This window comes from Faecalibacterium sp. OM04-11BH, from assembly GCF_003482185.1.
Taxonomy (GTDB): domain Bacteria; phylum Bacillota; class Clostridia; order Oscillospirales; family Ruminococcaceae; genus Faecalibacterium; species Faecalibacterium tardum.
Window position 1 is genome coordinate 69,982 of sequence record NZ_QULS01000010.1, and the last position, 17,463, is coordinate 87,444.

Sequence of the window (17,463 nt, forward strand, 5' to 3'; positions counted from 1 at the left end):
AATTTGGTGCAACTTTACCGGTGGAAAGATGAAACATTTTGCGATTCCTTGCAAAACCGGCAGGGAATATTATAATAGAAACCAACATTTGTGTCATAAAGCGCCGGAAATCGTGCGCACGCGCATAAAAGGAAAGAGGGAAACTCACTATGTTGGATATCAAGATCACCCGCACGGCTGCGCCCAAGGCAAAGCCCACCGATGAGACGAAGCTCGGCTTCGGCAAAAAGTTCTCCGACCACATGTTCGTCATGGATTACACCGAGGGTGAGGGCTGGCACGATGCCCGCATCGTCCCCTACGGCCCCTTTGAGCTGGACCCCGCCACCGTGGTGTTCCACTACGCACAGGAGATCTTTGAGGGCATGAAGGCCTACCGCACCGCCGACGACACCGTGCAGCTGTTCCGCCCGGACTGCAACGCCAAGCGTTTTCAGGATTCTGCCGACCGTCTGTGCATCCCCAAGATCCCGGTAGAGGACTACATTCAGGCTGTTGAGGCTCTGGTGGATGTGGACCGCGACTGGGTGCCCCACACCGACGGCGCTTCCCTGTACATCCGTCCCTTCATCTTTGCCAATGATGTGGGTCTGGGCGTGCACGCCTCCAAGCACTATATCTTCTGCATCATCTGCGCTCCCTCCGGCGCTTACTACGCCGAGGGCATCAACCCTGTGCGCATCTACGTGGAGGACGAGTATATCCGCGCCGCCCCGGGTCTGACCGGCTTTACCAAGTGCGGCGGCAACTACGCCGCTTCTATCAAGGCCGGTGAGCTGGCTGAGGAGCAGGGCTACGCACAGGTGCTGTGGCTGGACGGCGTGGAGAAGAAGTACGTTGAAGAAGTTGGCAGCATGAACATCATGTTCAAGATCGACGGCAAGGTGTACACTGCTGCTACCGTGGGCACCGTGCTGCCCGGCGTCACCCGCCGCAGCTGCATCGAGCTGCTGAAGGACTGGGGCTACGAGGTCGTTGAGGGCAAGATCGCCATTGCCGATATCATGGCCGCTGCCCGCGAAGGCAAGCTGGAAGAGGTGTTCGGCACCGGTACCGCCGCTGTCGTCTCTCCCGTCAAGGAGCTGGTCTGGAAGGGCGAGCACGCTTTCATCGGCGACGGCAAGATCGGCCCTGTCACCCAGAAGCTGTACGACACCATGACCGGTATGCAGTGGGGCAAGCTGCCCGACACCAAGGGCTGGATCGTGCCTGTGGAAAAGAAATATTGAGCCGCCTGTCACCCTACGGCTTTTAAAGGGACTGCTGCATACCATCTGGGGCAGCAGTCCCTTTTGCATCACCGCAGATGCCGTTTGCCGTCACGGCTCCTCCCGTGAAAAGGCAATTCTGGAAAATCCGCAGATTTTCCAGAATTGCGAAATTATAAATAATATTTCCGCTGAATATGGCTAAAGCGCAAGCGGAAGCCATTCCAAATCGTCCCGCCGCCCCTTTGCGCATAAAGATTGCAATTCCCGCCGCATGGTGCTACACTACCTATAAAGGGCGTGGGCTTGCCGCCTGTGCCCTTTGCAGGAAGATTTGAGAGGAAAGAAGCACCATGATCAAAAAATGGAGCATGAGTTACCCGGCGGTCAACGGCACCGAACAGCGCCGGGCGTATGTCTACCTGCCCACCATGTACGAGGCACAGCCGGAGCGCCGGTTCCCCGTGCTGTATATGTTCGATGGGCAGAACGTGTTTTTCAACGAGGATGCCACCTACGGCAAAAGTTGGGGCGTGGCAGATTATCTGGACTATACCGACACCCCGCTGATCGTGGCGGCCATCGAGTGCAACGCCGGGGCAAACAACGAGCGTCTGGTGGAGTATTCCCCCTACCGCTTCGATGACCCCACCTACGGCCACTTTGACGGCAAGGGACAGGCCACTATGAGCTGGTTCATCCACCGGTTCAAGCCCCTGATCGACCAGAATTTCCGCACCCTGCCGGACAGGGCAAATACCTTTATCGGCGGCAGCAGCATGGGCGGACTGATGAGCCTGTATGCCCTGCTGCAATATAACGATACTTACAGCCGTGCCGCAGCACTTTCCCCCTCCATCTGGGTGGCACCGGATAAGCTTTCCGGCCTTGTGGGGCGCGCAAAGCTTGCCCCCGGCACGGTGCTGTACATGGACTACGGCTCCCGGGAGATGGGCAACCACGAGGGCATCCGCCGACAGTTTTCTGCCTTGAGCGGCAAGCTGATGACCCGGGGCATCCACCTGACCAGCCGCATCGTGCCCGGCGGCACCCACAGCGAAGCCAGCTGGGAAAAACAGCTGCCCTTCGTGTTCCACACCCTGCTGTATGAGGTGGAGGAGTAAGAGAAGGGCGACACCATAGCCCAACAACACTAAAGGAGGAAACACCATGGAGATGCAGTATTTCAAGGAGTACAGCCCGGAACTGGGACGGGATATGGAGTGCAAGCTTTACGGCCACGCAGGCCGCCCGATGCTGTATATTCCCTGTCAGGACGGCCGTTTTTTCGATTTTGAAAACTTCCACATGACCGACACCCTTGCCCCGTGGATCGAGTCCGGGCAGATCATGGTGCTTTCCATCGACACTATGGATCAGGAAACTTGGTCGGATGCGCAGGGCAACCCCTACTGGCGTATCCGCCGCTATGAGCAGTGGCTGCACTACATCACCCGCGAGGCCGCCCCGATGCTTCAGCATCTGGCGCAGCAGCGCAACGGCTGGAGCGACCTGCCCGGCGTCATCGCCTTTGGTTGCAGTCTGGGCGCTACCCATGCGGTAAACCTGTATCTGCGCCGCCCGGATATCTTCTGCGGCTGTCTGGCACTCAGCGGCATCTACACTGCCCACTACGGCTTTGGCGACTACATGGACGAGCTGGTGTACATGAACTCCCCTGTGGACTACATGAAGAACTTCCCGGAGGATCACCCCTATATGCAGCTGTTCCGCAGCCAGAAAGCTGTCATCTGCTGCGGCCAGGGCGACTGGGAACAGCCGGACACCACATGGCTGCTCAAGCGCATCTTTGAAGCAAAGCATATCCCCATCTGGGTAGACCTGTGGGGTCACGATGTCAACCACGACTGGAACTGGTGGTACAAGCAGGTGGCATACTATATGCCCTACATTCTGGGCCAGCAGTGACCCATCCCGTGAAAATGGCACAACGGCGCGTCCATGGACGCGCCGTTGTTTCCCAATATTAAAGTCTGTCCCGCCCCGCAGGGGCATTGCAATCATAGAGGTAACGGAAAGAGGAATCAACAAATACTATGCAGAACTTTATTTTTATCTCCCCCAACTTCCCCACGAACTACTGGCAGTTCTGCCGGGAGCTGAAAAACAACGGCCTGAACGTGCTGGGCATCGGCGACCAGCCCTACGAGGAGTTGAAGCCCGAACTGAAGGCAAGCCTGAACGAATACTACAAGGTGAACAGTCTGGAAAACTACGACGAGGTGTACCGCGCCGTGGCCTTTTTCACCTTCAAGTATGGCCGCATCGACTGGCTGGAGTCCAACAATGAATACTGGCTGGAACGGGATGCCGCCCTGCGCACCGATTTTCACATTACCAGCGGCTTCCAGACCTCTGATATGCCCCGCATCAAGTACAAGAGCAAGATGAAGGAGTACTACCAGAAGGCCGGTATCGCCACCGCCCGCTACCACATGGTAGATGACCTTGCAGGCTGCAAGGCCTTTGTGGCGCAGGTGGGCTACCCGGTGGTAGTCAAGCCGGACAACGGCGTGGGTGCTTCGGATACCCACCGCCTTTCCACCGACAAGGAACTGGAAGAATTTCTGGCTTACAAGGAGAAAGAACACCCGGATGTGGCCTACATCATGGAGGAGTTCGTCCGCGCCGAGGTGAACAGCTACGATGCCATCATCGACGCCCACGGCAACCCCATCTTTGAGGCGGGCAACGTAAGCCCCGTGTCCATCATGGACATCGTGAACAACGACGATAACTCCATCTACTACATCATCAAGGATCTGCCGGAGGACACCCGCGCCGCAGGCCGTGCCGCCGTCAAGAGCTTTGGGGTGAAGAGCCGCTTTGTCCACTTCGAGTTCTTCCGCATGACCGATGATCAGGCCAGCATGGGCAAAAAAGGCCAGATCGTGGCGCTGGAAGTCAACATGCGCCCCTGCGGCGGCTTTACCCCGGACATGATCGACTTTGCCCGTTCCACCAACGTGTACAAGATCTGGGCGGACATGATCGCCTTCGGCGGCACCGATATGCCGGTGGGTGAGCACTATTACTGCGCCTTTGCCGGCCGCCGGGACGGCAAGAGCTTCGTTTACAGCCACGAGCAGCTGATGCAGAAGTATCAGGACAACATGCGCATGGTGGACCGCATCCCCGAGGCACTGTCCGGTGCCATGGGCAACCAGATGTATGTAGCCACCTTCTCCACCCGCGACGAGATGGAAAAGTTCTATTCCGACGTGCTGGCTGTCACCGATGCCACAAACGCCAAGGTGCAGGCCGAGCTGACAAAGGTGCTGGCTCTGGGTGAGCCGGAGGCGGCAGTAGCTGAAAAGTAATTTGGATTGCGCGGCGCAGGGGAAGTTACTACTCGCTGCAAGCGTGCAGGGACGCTCCGCTGGGCCAGAGGCAGGGAGGGGTGTTCCGCCCCCCCCCTCCCTACCTCTGGACTCCACCCACCCCGCAACGGGACAAGGGCTGCTCGCCCTTGACAATCCTAAAGAAGAAGTCGAAGCACAAAAAAGCTAGCGCTGCGCCAGTCGGCGCTATCGCTTTAACGCTTTTTTCGCTTCTCCATTTATAGCCCCTCAGTCGCTGCGCGACAGCTCCCCCGAGGGGGAGCAAGCGCTCGCCCGCAGCGCCGCGCTTTCGTAGAAAGCGGCACTGCAACTGTCGTTTTTCTCCACGACCCCCTCTGTGAAAATACAATGCCGGAGCGTCCGCAGACGCTCCGGCATTGTTCTATTAAAAATAGTTTTTCCGCTGATGATGCGCAGAGCACAGCGGAGCGCATTCCAATCGTATGCGTTATACCTTTGCAGCGCCCCGTTCCAGAATACCGTTGAAGCGGGAGAAGAAGGTGATGGTGGTAATGGTAGCCGCCAGAATATCGCTGACCGGCTCTGCCAGAAAGACGCCGAACACCGGGTCCGGCAGCAGGTGCGGCAGAATGAAGATGAGCGGGATCAGCAAAATGATCTTGCGCAGACAGGCCAGCAGCAGGCTGACCTTGGCCTGACCCAGCGCCATAAAGCTCTGCTGGCAGGCGATCTGGAAGCCCATGGCAAAGATACCTGCCATGTAGATGCGCATGGACCATGTGGTGTAGTCGATCAGCGCCGTATCTGAGGTGAAGATGCCCGCCACAGCCCCCGGCGCCAGCATCATGAGCAGCCAGAACAGGCAGGTGTAGCAGCCGCACAGCAGCAGCTGGAAGCGGAACGCCTCCTTGACGCGGAGCTTTTTGCCCGCGCCGAAATTGAAGCTCATTACCGGCTGACCGCCCTGACAGATGCCCTGAATGGGCAGGGTGCACAGCTGGGAAGCGCTGGTGATGACGGTCATGGCACCCACAGCCACGTCGCCGCCGTACCGCGCCAGACTGGAGCTGAAACTGATGGACAGCAGGCTTTCGGTGGACATCATCACAAAGGTGGAGATGCCCAGCGCCATCACCGGCAGGATGACCTTCTTTTCCGGGCGCATACAGTCCTTGCGCAGGCGCAGGATGGTCTTTTTGCCGGTGAGGAAGTGCAGGATCCACACCGCGCCCACAGCCTGACTGAGCACGGTGGCAATGGCAGCGCCCCGCACGCCCAGCCCCAGACCAAAGATCAGGATGGGATCGAGAATAATGTTGATGACCGCACCGATGACGGTGGTAAGCATACTGGTCTTGGCAAAGCCCTGCGTGGTGATGAAGGGGTTCATGCCCAGCACCAGCAGCACAAACACCGAGCCCAGAATGTAGATGCGGCTGTACGCCAGCGCATAGGGCAGGGTGGCGTCACTGGCGCCAAACAGCCGCAGCAGGGTGGGTGCTCCGGCGTAGAACGCCGCGGTCAGCACCACCGAGAAGAGCAGCAGCATGGTAAAGCTGTTGGAGATGATCTTCTCCGCCTGCTCCTTGTCGCCCTGCCCCAGCGCAATGGCGGTGCGGGGTGCGCCGCCCGCGCCCACCAGCATGGCGAATGCGTTCAGCAGCATAAGGATGGGGGTGAACAGTCCCACGCCGGTCAGCGCTGCCGCGCCGATGCCGGCGATATGTCCGATGTAAATGCGGTCCACGATGTTATACAGCAGGTTGACCACCTGTGCAACGACCGCCGGGATCATGAGCTGCAGCATCAGCTTTTTTACGCTGCCGGAGCCCATGTCCTGTTTTGCCTGTGCCATGGAAGTGATTCTCCTTTTACTTCAAATTTGAACTATCCCTTATATTATACTCAAAACCCGCAAAAATACCAGTCCCTTTTTGCAAAATTTTCCGTGTTGCGCAAAAAAGCGTGTTCCTCCCCTGCCGCAGTACGGGTCTTGCCGCTGTGCCCCTCTTGTGGTGCGGCATTCCGGGCGGCAGCGGCCTTTGCATCCAAGTTTTCGGCGATATGTCTGCAAAAAAGCAAGGTTTTTCGTCAAGTTTGTGTCTTGTGCACAGCGGCATTTTTCAGTACAATAAAGAAGCAGAGAAGAAAAATAAGCGCTGCGATCAAAATGGGTCGCCGCGCTGTTTTGTATTTTGCGGCGCAGCTGCGCCCGGTGAAAAAAGGAGTGCTGTACAATGATCAACATGGTCAAGCTTCCCACCAGCAAAAGCGAACTGTTCCTGCGGGTGGCCAAGGGACATTTTGCCACCAGCCACAGCCACATCAACTATTACATCGACGTGACCACCCAAAAGACCCGCCTTTCCGAGGCCAAGGCCGTGGCAAAGGAGCTGGTCAGCGCTTACCAGCACAGCACCATCGTGGATACCGTGCTCTGCTTGGACGGCACACAGGTCATTGGCACCTGCCTTGCCAACGAGCTGACCAAGGACGGCTTTACCAATATGAACGCTCACAAGACCATCTACATCGTCACGCCGGAATACACCTCCGGCAGCCAGATCATTCTGCGGGACAATCTTGCCCCCATGGTCAAGGGCAAGCACGTCCTCATTCTGGCCGCATCCATCACCACCGGCTACACCATTCAGGCAGCCGTGGAAGCCGTAAACTACTACGGCGGCATCGTGGCAGGGCTTTCGGCTATTTTTGCCACCACCCACGAGTGCCTTGGCTACCCGGTCACCTCCATCTTCGACCCCACCAGTCTGCCGGATTACGCCAGCTTCGACTCCCGCGACTGCCCCCTGTGCAAGGCCGGGCAGCACATTGACGCGCTGGTGAACAGCTTCGGCTACTCGGCGCTGTAAGCAAAGCTGTTATAGGCTGCTGCACAAACCGCTGTGCAGCAGCCTTTTTGTTGTAGGACGGTTGAAAATGGCTTCCGCTTCGCTCTAGCCATGTTTAGCGGAAATATTATTTTTATTTCGGGATAGCGGAGCGTCTGCGGACGCTCCGCTATCCCATTTTCACGGGAGGGGTCGTAAAGGCAAACGGCATCTACAACGCCGCTTCCAGTGGAAGCGCAGCGGAGCGCATTCCAAATCGTCCCGCACAAAAGGAACGGCGGCGCTGCCGTTCCTTTTTGTTGTCCCACGGGCGGGATTGTGCTATACTGATACCAGACAAAACTAAGGTGTATCTGAAAGTAAAGAAGAGGTATCAAATCCATGAAAATTCCCGCAAACGGTTTTACCCACGCCGGCAAGTTCCATGCCGATGACGTGTTTGCTACGGCGCTATTGCAAATTCTGCGCCCGGATATCAAGATCACCCGCGGCTTTACCGTACCTGACGATTTTGACGGCATCGTGTACGATATCGGCTTTGGGATGTTCGACCACCATCAGGAGCCCCGGGAGTACCGCGCCAACGGCGTGCCCTACGCAGCCTTTGGTCTGCTGTGGCGGGTGCTTGGGCCCGGCCTTGTGGGCGAGCGGCAGGCGCGGCTCATTGACGAAAACTTCATCCAGCCGCTGGATCTGAACGACAACACCGGCGAGCAGAACAGCCTGTGCGATGCCATTGGCTTTTTCAACCCGGTGTGGGACTCCAAGGAGGATCAGGACAGCTGCTTTTTCAAGGCGGTGGCTGTGGCAAAGCAGATCCTGGAAAACCAGATCGACAGCGCCAACGCCGTGAACCGCGCGGACGAAAAAGTACAGCAGGCCTACCGCAGCTCCCGCGATGGCATTGTGGTGCTGCCCTGCTATCTGCCGTGGAAAAACGGCCTGTATAAGACCGACGCTCTGTTTGTGGTGTACCCCAGCCAGCGCGGCGGGTGGAGCGCGCAGTGCGTCACCGACCACAAGACCAAAAAGTCCAAGCTGCCCTTCCCCCAGTCTTGGGCGGGACAGCCGCAGGAGGTCATCGAGCAGAAGAGCGGCATCCCGGGCATCAGCTTCTGCCACGCCAGCCGTTTTCTCATCACCGCCAAGGACAAGGAGACCGCCCTTGCCGCCTGTCGTCAGGTACTGAAAAACAATGGACGCCTTGCCTGACGCCGCCTACGTCTACATGGTGCGCTGCACCGGCGGGCAGCTGTACACCGGTTGGACAAACCACCCCGCCGCCCGGCTGAAAGCGCACCAGAGCGGCAAAGGTGCCCGCTACACCCGCGCCCACGGCGCGGTAGGCTTTGCCTATCTAGAGCGCTGCGCGGACAAACGCGCCGCCCTGCGCCGGGAAGCCGCCCTGAAAAAGCTCTCCAAGCCGGAAAAAGAGGTGCTGTGCGCCGCATGGCGGGCCGCCGGGTGTCCCGGGGTGCAGAACGATTGAAAACGCCCTCCGCTGCCGAGGAAACTCCCCCAGTCATCTCGCTGCGCTCGATGCCAGCCCCCTCGGAGATGGGGCCTTTGGCATGGCGGTAAAGTTTCCGGCTAAAGCGCAAAGTTTGCGGGCGCGCCAGAGGCTCCCTCCCAGAGGGAGCTGGCAAAGCCGTCAGGCTTTGACTGAAGGAGTTCGTTCCCCTATAACGCCAGCAAGGCCGTCCGGCATTCGCCGGACGGCCTTGCTGCGCTTATTGGAAAGGATCGATCGGGAGATGGCAATGGTTATTTCGCCAGACCCAGCTTTTTCAGCTGGCTCCAAGCACGGATGACCTGTACCTTGGTCACACGCTTGCCGGGCGTAAAGACGCCCTCGCCCATGTCGGGCAGCAGCCCGGCCTCCACAGCCCAGCGGGCTGCCTTGGCGGTCTCAGGCTCGGCTACATCGCTGTAAACAGCGGGTGCAGCGGGTTCAGGTTTGCCTGCGGTGCTCCACAGCAGCACTGCCAGCTGTTCCCGGGTGCTCGGGATGGCTGTGCCCTTGGGCAGCAGGTCTACAAGGATGCTGCCGGTAACGGCCTCGTAGCCGATCACTGCGCAGCCAGCAAACATTGCCGTTGTACCGGCCAGAATGCCCACCGTTTGCAGCGGGCTGTACTCGGTGCTGTCCTCCTCCGGCGGCTGCTCTGGCTGCTCCACCGTGGTGGTCTCGGCGGTGATCGTCAGGCTCTTTGCGGGCATTCTGAAGGTCAGGGTGCGCTGCTTAAAGGCATCCTCTGTCAGCGGTTCGTCTGCGGCATCCATCAGGTCTGCCGGGCTCAGTGCGCCGTCAGCGCCGCTCACTACCCACTGGGCAAAGTGCACGGTGTCGGTGTCCGGGTAAGCGGTCAGGCTGACCAGCTGTCCTGCTTTCAGGGCGCTTGCGTCTGCATCCTCGGGCAGGGTGATGTCCGCACCGGCAACGGTAAGCTGATAGGTCTTTTCCGGTTCGGGGTCGGTCGTGCCTGTTTTTGTAATGCGGAACGAGCCTGTTTTAACAGTGCCGCCCACATACCGTGCGCTGCCTGCGGCGGTGACGGTATAGCTGTATTCGCCCGGTTCAGTAGGAGCACCGTTCAGTGCTTCACCATTCTGCTTGTAGGTCACGGTGATCTCGCCGTAGTCCTTATCACTGGTGTTCTTAACGGTTACTTCCTTGGCGCTGCCGTCATAGGTCAGGTCAGTGGGTTCTGTCACGGTAAAGTCTGCGGGGTTCAGTGCAGCCTTCTGGATGGTAAACATGTTATCCTTCGGGGTCACATCGCCGCCCGCACAGGTAGCAGTAGCTGCTACATTCGCGGTAAAGGTGTAAGTGCCCGGCTCAATGGGAGCACCGTTCAGCACCTTGCCGTCCTGCTTGTAGGTCACGGTAACAGCGCCGTATTCCTTGGTGGCGTTTTCCTTAACGATCACATCTACCCTCTTGGGGTTGCCGTCATAGGTCAGGTTGTTGGGCAGGGCAAAGGCAAAGTCTGCGGGGTCTGCCGGCGGCAGCGCTGCCGCGCCCTCGTCGGTGGCGCTCAGGTTGAGGATATGGGTCTGCGGGATGTTATACTTGCTCAGGTCGATAGTGCTGGTGTAGCGCTCTGTATCATAGCGCATAGAGCCGCTATAAGTCACGCCGTTCACGCTCTTGATGGGGGCATGGGTGATGACCGAGATGGTGTTCAGATCGGTGTCAACGTAGAGGGTGGAGGTTTTTGCGTCCCAAATACCCTCCATCATGCCATTGATGCCGTTGATGTATTTTTTAGCGTACTCGGCATCTTCCGGTGCAGTGTAGTTCAGGGTGTAGTAATCCGCAGCGCCGTTCAGGTCTTTGGGTTCCTTTGCCACCAGCGCGTGGATGATGGGGTTATTCTGAATGATGCCGCCCTCATTATAGACAACGGTGCACTCGCCGCCGTCAATGATGGGCTGGTAGGGCTCTGCATTGCCGTCATGGCCGGCCGTATTTTCCACTGGCAGCTTCAGGGTGCTCTTACTGTTTTTGACCGTGCCGCCGTTTTTGATCACGGCAGTGCCGGTGTAACCGGCGCTGTTATAGCAGCCGTCCAGCACAGCCTTATTGGAAGCCATGTTGACTACCGAATATCCGGTAACATCCAGCGCAGAGTTGCGGATGGTAGCGGGCTGCGCCGGGTCGCGCCAACCGTTGCCGATGTAGTCAAAGCACAGCACCGAATCCTTCACAAGGCCGTCATTGTAAAGGCTCTGCGCGCTGTCCAGCTTGGCATCCGTGATGACGCCGCCCTCCCTATTGTACACATACCGGGTGGAGTTCAGCGTACCGCTGAAGGTGCCGTAGTTTTCAACCGCAAATTTTACTGTACCGGCCTTATTTGTCACCTTGTCGAAGTCCAGCACAGCGTCCTTCTCGATGGTCAGGGTGGGAACATCGTTTGTAAACAGTTCTGCGTGCTTGTGGTTCGGTTCAAAGGACCAGCCGTTGCCCTTGGCACCATAGACGCCGCCGTCCGTGCCCTTGGGGAAGCCGTTCTTTTCAATGACCAGTTCCCCTACTGTAACGCTGTTGAGCTGGACAGCTTCCGTGCCCACAGTAAAGCTGACTGCGCCGCCCTTGGCTTTATAGCTCAGCTTGTCATCACCGCTGACGACACTTTCCAGCTTGCAGGTGGGCTTCAGGGTGACACTGGTATTGGGCGCGACATAGAGAGTACTATAAGTGTCTGCCGACCACTCGGTCACCGTGCCGTTCGCTGCCACTGCGACAGGGGCATACACCGGAGCATTGGTTGCATCGATGGCTACAAGGCCAGCGCGTTCTGTCACAAAGTAGCCGCCGTTGACGGTTGCGTCCTCGGGCAGCGGGTCATCTTCAGTGGTGAACAGACCACCGTTGACGGTACATTTATCTCCTGCAACATACAGCTTGTCGTTGAACAGACCGCCATTGATGATGGTTTCCGTTGTCCTTTCAAGATCCGTGAGCGAGGTTTCAAAGCTGCCGCCGTTGATGACGATTTTTTCACAATTGTTGATATCCACGGAGCAGGTGTACTTACCCTTAAAGGTGCCGCCATTGATGGTAAGGGTACCCGCTGCTTTAACGGTCACGCCGCTGGTATAACTACCCTCTTCAAAGGTGCCACCTTCAATGGTGACCTCGCCGCCCGCAGCATTAACAATGGCATTTCCTTTAAAGGTGCCGCCGCTGATGACAGCCCCGGCTTCACAGATCACCTTGCCGTAGAAGGTGCCGCCGGAGATAGTGCCTGCGTTGGTCACGGTGTAGCCGTTATGGTATTCCGAGCCGATCCGCGCCTCCTGCAGGGTGGCACCGGCTTCGATCTTCACGTTCCATTGGATGTGATTATTGTAGCTGTCATGGCTGTAATTGCGGAGCCGGAAGGTGCCGGTTTTCAGGGTGAGCGTCTTGCTGGCCTCATCGTAGGACCAGCTGCCTTTGCCGCCGCCGAAGGGGTCGCCGTAGGGCTTGCTAGAGTTGTCGTCTGTATAGATATCGGTGACATCGCCGTTTTCCTCTGCCAGTGCAGCGGCGCTGGCGGTGTCGGGCGGGGCGCTCTGGGCAAGGGCAGGCAGCGGCATTGCGGTCAGTGCCATGCTCAGCGCCAGAACCATGCTGATGAGCCGTTTTTGCATAAGATCCTCTCCTTTTTAAGTGCCCTTCCAAGCCGGGCGTTTTTTGTTGTACCCAGTGTACCACGTTTTGCCCGCTTTGGACGGTTTTGGGCACGAATCGCCCCGCAAATGCGCTGAAACGCCCCGGCGCGCCGGATGCACCCGCAAAAACAGAAAACCGCCCGGTTTGCGGTTACCGGACGGTTTTCTGCTCTATAGGAATTATGGGAATGGCATATTAAACAGAGCACTGCTCTGTGCTTGTAGTATACCACGAACGGCGGCAAAAGTAGAGCAATTCTGCGTGAATGGCCCCTGAAATGCATCGAATCGCCCCGAAAAACCCTAAAAAAGCCCTTGCGCACCCTTTTGGGGCGCAAAAAAAGGGACTGCCGCACAGCGCTGTGCGGCAGTCCCCTGTATAGGTCATTGCATTTTACTTGCCCGCCAGCAGGACGGCAAGCACGGCTTTCTGGACGTGGAGGCGGTTCTCCGCTTCGTCAAAGATCTCGTCTGCGTGCTGCTCGAACAGGGCGGTGGAGATCTCCTCGCCCCGGTGGGCGGGCAGACAGTGCAGCACCAGCGCGTCCGGCTTGGCGTTTTCCAGCAGACGGCCGGTGAGCTGGAAGCCCACAAAATCCCGCAGACGCTGCTCGTTCTCGGCGGTGCCGGGGGCGGTGGTGTTCCATGCGGCGGTGGCTACGATGTCCGCGTCCCGCAAACCCTCGGCGGGGTCGGTGGTCAGGTGGAAGGCATCGCCGTATTTGTGGGCAAACATCAGCACATCCGCTGCCGGGCGGTAGCCCGGAGGACAGACGCAGGATACCTGCATTCCCGCCAAAAGGCCGCCCACGATCAGGCTGTTTGCCATGTTGCTGCCGTCGCCCACAAAGCAGAGCTTCAGCCCTGCCAGCGTGCCCCGGCGCTCCCGGATGGTCATCAGGTCTGCCAGCACCTGACAGGGGTGGGCGTAGTCGGTCAGGCCATTGATCACCGGAATGCCGGAAAGCTCCGCCAGTTCCTCCAAGTCCCGCTGGCGGTAGGTGCGCCAGACGGCGCAGTCGTAGTAGCGCCCCAGCACCCGGGCGGTGTCCCGCAAAGGCTCGCCGCGCCCGGCCTGTAATTCGGCGGTGTTCATGTAGTTGCCCAGACCGCCCATCTGGTACACACCCACCTCAAAGCTGGTGCGGGTGCGGGTGGATGCCTTGGAGAACAGCAGCGCCACGCTTTTGCCCGCCAGCAGCGGGGCGGTGCGGCCCGCCTTGCAGTCCGCTTTCAGCTGGTCTGCCACATCCAGAATGTGGGTCAGCTCGGCGGGGGAAAGGTCGCCCATTTTCAGCAGATTTTTCATGCCTGCTCCTTCGGAGCTGTCGGCTCCATCGTGCCCAGCACCTCGGCCAGCACCTCCAGCGCCATGTCTACTTCGTGCTCGGAGACGGTCAGCGGCGGCAGCAGACGCAGCCGGGTCTTGGCGGTAAGCACCAGCAAGCCCTTTTCGCGGCAGGCAGCCAGCACATCCGCAGCCTGTACATCAAAGAATTCGATGCCCACCATCAGGCCGATGCCGGAAATGTTCTTGACGTGGGGCAGCTTTGCCAGACCGGTGCGCAGCTGTACGGCGCGCTCGCTGACCTGTGCAAGGAAGCTCTGATCCAGACGGTCCACCACCACATTTGCACCGGCGCAGACCACCGGGTTGCCGCCAAAGGTGGAGCCGTGGGTACCGGGGCCCATGCCCTCGGCTACCTTTTCATTCATCAGCACCGCACCGATGGGCAAGCCGCCGCCCAGCCCCTTGGCAAGGGTGACGATGTCCGGCTTGAGGTTATAGTGCTCACAGCACAGGAAGGTGCCGGTGCGGCCTACGCCGGTCTGCACCTCGTCCACGATGAGCACAAGGTCTTTTTCGTCGCACAAAGCGCGCACGGCCTGTACATAGTCCGGGTCCAGCGCCATCACGCCGCCCTCACCCTGAATGAGTTCCATCATCACGGCGCAGGTGTGGCGGTCTACCAGTTCCCGCAGCGCTTCGATATCCCCTGCCGGGACGTACTGGAAACCCTCGTTGAAGGGGCCGAAGTAGTTGTGGAACACCTCCTGCCCGGTGGCGGTCAGGGTGGCAAGGGTGCGGCCATGGAAGCTGTTGACCAGCGTGATGACGTTGTAGCGGTCCTTGCCGTAATGGTCTACGCTGTACTTGCGGGCGGCCTTGATGGCGCCCTCGTTGGCTTCGGCACCGGAGTTGCCGAAGAATACCTTGCTCATGCCGGTGCGCTTGCACAGCTTTTTCGCCAGCTTGCCGCAGGGTGCGGTATAGTAGAGGTTGGAGGTGTGCTGCAATTTGTGTGCCTGCTGGGACACGGCTTCTGCCCATGCAAGGTCGCAGTAGCCAAGGCTGTTCACCCCGATGCCGCTGGTGAAGTCCAGATACTTCTGTCCCTCCGGGCCCTCGGCGTACAGCCCGTGGCCTTTTTCCAGCACGATGGGGCTGCGGTTATAGGTGTGCAGGACGTACTCGTTGTCCCGCTTGATGACTTTTTCAGAATCCATAGGTGTACCTCCTGTGAATAGAAGTTCCGCGCATGCGCTGCTCCCCCGGAGGGAGCTTTTTTTCTATTATAATACTGCTTTTTCGCTTGCGCAATCTTTTTATTCGCGGTGGCTGCGGCGGTAGAAGCGGGTACCGGAGCCGCGGTCGGAGAACAGCTCCAGCAGGATGGAGTGCGGCACGCGGCCATCAATGATGACCGCCTCGTGCACACCCTGATAGATGGCATCCGCCATGCCGCCGATCTTGGGGATCATGCCGCCCGCAATGATACCGGCGGACTTGTAGCCCTCGATCTCGGTCACCTCCACCTCGGGGATGAGGGTGGTCTCGTCCTCCTTATCCCGCAGCAGACCCGCGATATCGGTCATGGACACCAGCTTTTCGGCCTTGAGGGCAATGGCGATCTGGGCAGCGGCAGTGTCGGCGTTGACGTTGTACGCCTGCCCAAGGTCGTCCATGCCCACGGTGGCGATGACCGGGATAAAGCCGCCGTCCAGCAGGCTTTCGATCAGGGTGGCGTCCACATGGACGATCTCGCCCACATGACCCAGCTGCGGGTCCAGCTCGGTGCAGCGGAGCATCTGTCCGTCCATGCCGCACAGACCCACGCCGCGCCCGCGCAGCTTTGCCACAAGGTCCTTGTTCACCTTACCTGCCAGCACCTGCTGCACGATCTCCATGGTGGCATCGTCCGTCACCCGCAGACCGTTTGCAAAGTGGCTCTCTACGCCCACCTTTTTCAGCATCTCATTGATGGCGGGGCCGCCGCCGTGCACCAGCACCACCCGCACACCCAGCAGCGTCAGGGTGACAAGGTCGTTCATCACGGCGTTTTTCAAGCTCTCGTTGATCATGGCGTTGCCGCCGTACTTGATGACCATGGTTCTGCCATGGTACTTCTGGATATAAGGGGTGGCCTCCGAAAAAAGCCGCGCCATTTCTTCGTTTTTCATAAGATTTCCTCTGAACCCTCTCAGTCAATGCCTTGCGGCATTGCCAGATTCCCCTTTTTGTCGCTTACGCGACATCTTCCCCCGGCGCGGGGGAAGTCTGTCCTCTCAGGGGGATCTTTTGCCGGACGGGTCACTTTATTCCATAAAATAAACTCAGCTGCTTGTCGTTCGTTCCTAAAGCTCCCCCTTCGGGGGAGCTGGCGCGCAGCGCCTGAGAGGGTTGTCAGGTTCTGTAATCGCCGTTGATCTTCACATAGTCATAGGTCAGGTCACAGCCCCATGCCTTGGCGCTTGCCTCGCCGGTGCCCATATCCACCTTGACCAGAACATCGTGCTCTGCCAGCACCTTGGCGGCTTCGTCCTCGCTGTAGGGGTGGTAGGCTGCGTTCTCGCACACATACACCTCGCCCGCCTTGCTGGAAAGCCAGACGCAGACCTTATCAATGGAGAAATCGCCGGGGGTATAGCCGATGGCGCACAGGATGCGTCCCCAGTTGGCATCGCGGCCAAAGACCGCCGCCTTGAACAGGTTGGAGCAGACCACGCTGCGGCTGACGGCGCGGGCAATTTTCAGGTCGGGCGCATGAGTCACCTCGCAGGTAATCAGGTGGGTGGCACCCTCGCCGTCTCCGGCGTGCTCGGCGCACATGTGCTCTGCAATGGCGGTCAACGCTGCCACAAAAGCGGCGTAGTCCGCGTTCTCCTCGCAAATCTCCGGGTTGCCCGCAAGACCGGACGCCATAATGATCAGGGTATCGTTGGTGGAGGTATCCAGATCCACGCTCATCTGGTTATAGGTGCCGGGCACCACGGTCTTGAGCGCCTTTTCCAGCAGCGCGGGCGAGACGGCGGCATCAGTAGTGTAGAACGCCAGCATGGTAGCCATGTTGGGGGCGATCATGCCGCTGCCCTTGCCGATGGCACCCACGGTGCACACCTTGCCGCCCAGCTCGAACTGGATGGCGTACTCCTTTTTATGGGTGTCGGTGGTCATGATGGCGGTGGCAGCGTCTGTGCTGCCCTGCGCGGTGGCAGCCAGCTTTTCCGCTGCCGCCGGGATGCCCCGGGCAAAGGGGTCGATGACCATGGGCTGACCGATGACGCCGGTAGAGGCGGGCAGAACGTCCTTTTCGTCAATGTTCAGCGCCTTGCCCACCAGTGCACAGCACTCCTCAGCCAGCGCCACGCCGTTGGCGGCGCAGGTGTTGGCGTTGCCGCTGTTGACCACAATGGCCTGTGCATAGCCATCGGCCAGATGGGCGCGGTCCACCTTGATGGGCGCACCGCAGACCTTGTTGGTGGTGTACACGCCCGCAGCAGCGCAGCGCACCTCGGCCTTGATGAGCGCCAGATCATATTTTTCGCTGTGATTTGCCCGGATGCCGCAATGGACACCGGCGGCGGCAAAACCCTTGGGCGCGCAGATGCCGCCCGCAACTTCCTTATACTGCATAA

At 59.0% G+C, this 17,463-nt stretch carries 14 protein-coding genes; 7 read left to right on the forward strand and 7 right to left on the reverse strand.

Annotated elements, in window-relative coordinates; all coding sequences use genetic code 11:
• Positions 1–149: 149 nt before the first annotated feature.
• The 4 genes from DXB44_RS09835 to DXB44_RS09855 all read left to right on the forward strand — a co-directional run bounded on the left by DXB44_RS09835 (position 150) and on the right by DXB44_RS09855 (position 4,549).
• The gene (locus DXB44_RS09835; protein ID WP_118658609.1) at positions 150–1,229 is read left to right on the forward strand and encodes a branched-chain amino acid aminotransferase; all 1,080 of its coding nucleotides are present in this window, start codon (positions 150–152) and stop codon (positions 1,227–1,229) included.
• Between the two features lie 332 nt (positions 1,230–1,561).
• Positions 1,562–2,332 (forward strand): alpha/beta hydrolase-fold protein, encoded by a 771-nt coding sequence (locus DXB44_RS09845; RefSeq protein ID WP_055186692.1) that lies wholly within the window; start codon positions 1,562–1,564, stop codon positions 2,330–2,332.
• Between the two features lie 46 nt (positions 2,333–2,378).
• Positions 2,379–3,137 carry an alpha/beta hydrolase-fold protein gene (locus DXB44_RS09850; protein ID WP_118658610.1) on the forward strand — a complete coding sequence of 253 codons (759 nt, stop codon included), beginning with the start codon at positions 2,379–2,381 and terminating at the stop codon, positions 3,135–3,137.
• Between the two features lie 128 nt (positions 3,138–3,265).
• Positions 3,266–4,549 (forward strand): ATP-grasp domain-containing protein, encoded by a 1,284-nt coding sequence (locus DXB44_RS09855; protein ID WP_118658611.1) that lies wholly within the window; start codon positions 3,266–3,268, stop codon positions 4,547–4,549.
• A gap of 469 nt (positions 4,550–5,018) precedes the next feature.
• On the opposite strand, the gene DXB44_RS09865 is transcribed toward DXB44_RS09855, so the two are convergent.
• Both DXB44_RS09865 and DXB44_RS14445 read right to left on the reverse strand, forming a co-directional pair.
• Positions 5,019–6,386 carry an MATE family efflux transporter gene (locus tag DXB44_RS09865; RefSeq protein WP_118658613.1) on the reverse strand — a complete coding sequence of 456 codons (1,368 nt, stop codon included), beginning with the start codon at positions 6,384–6,386 and terminating at the stop codon, positions 5,019–5,021.
• Between the two features lie 39 nt (positions 6,387–6,425).
• A complete protein-coding gene (locus DXB44_RS14445; RefSeq protein ID WP_147366438.1) occupies positions 6,426–6,779 on the reverse strand; it encodes a hypothetical protein in 354 nt (117 codons plus the stop codon).
• On the opposite strand from DXB44_RS14445, the gene DXB44_RS09870 reads away from it, so the two are divergent.
• From DXB44_RS09870 to DXB44_RS09880, 3 genes are all read left to right on the forward strand, one after another.
• On the forward strand, positions 6,769–7,404 hold the full coding sequence (locus DXB44_RS09870) for a phosphoribosyltransferase (RefSeq protein ID WP_055186688.1): 636 nt from the start codon (positions 6,769–6,771) through the stop codon (positions 7,402–7,404). The genes DXB44_RS14445 and DXB44_RS09870 overlap by 11 nt on opposite strands.
• A gap of 360 nt (positions 7,405–7,764) precedes the next feature.
• Entirely contained in the window at positions 7,765–8,595 is an 831-nt protein-coding gene (locus DXB44_RS09875) for an MYG1 family protein (protein ID WP_055186687.1), read from the forward strand.
• On the forward strand, positions 8,579–8,872 hold the full coding sequence (locus tag DXB44_RS09880; RefSeq protein WP_097779403.1) for a GIY-YIG nuclease family protein: 294 nt from the start codon (positions 8,579–8,581) through the stop codon (positions 8,870–8,872). Before DXB44_RS09875 ends, DXB44_RS09880 begins: the two co-directional genes overlap by 17 nt.
• A 275-nt stretch (positions 8,873–9,147) precedes the next feature.
• Here the strand turns inward: DXB44_RS09880 and DXB44_RS14785 are convergent, their stop codons facing one another.
• From DXB44_RS14785 to argJ, 5 genes are all read right to left on the reverse strand, one after another.
• Complete coding sequence (locus tag DXB44_RS14785) at positions 9,148–12,525, reverse strand: hypothetical protein (RefSeq protein WP_158581889.1); 3,378 nt, start codon at positions 12,523–12,525, stop codon at positions 9,148–9,150.
• 415 nt (positions 12,526–12,940) lie between these two features.
• Entirely contained in the window at positions 12,941–13,855 is a 915-nt protein-coding gene (gene argF, locus DXB44_RS09890; protein WP_118658614.1) for an ornithine carbamoyltransferase, read from the reverse strand.
• Positions 13,852–15,054: an aspartate aminotransferase family protein gene (locus tag DXB44_RS09895; protein WP_097785747.1), complete on the reverse strand. Its 1,203-nt coding sequence runs from the start codon at positions 15,052–15,054 to the stop codon at positions 13,852–13,854. The genes argF and DXB44_RS09895 overlap by 4 nt, the downstream gene beginning before the upstream one ends.
• Before the next feature lie 99 nt (positions 15,055–15,153).
• On the reverse strand, positions 15,154–16,008 hold the full coding sequence (gene argB / locus DXB44_RS09900; protein WP_055186682.1) for an acetylglutamate kinase: 855 nt from the start codon (positions 16,006–16,008) through the stop codon (positions 15,154–15,156).
• A gap of 223 nt (positions 16,009–16,231) precedes the next feature.
• Entirely contained in the window at positions 16,232–17,461 is a 1,230-nt protein-coding gene (argJ, locus tag DXB44_RS09905; RefSeq protein ID WP_118658615.1) for a bifunctional glutamate N-acetyltransferase/amino-acid acetyltransferase ArgJ, read from the reverse strand.
• Between the last annotated feature and the right edge of the window lie 2 nt (positions 17,462–17,463).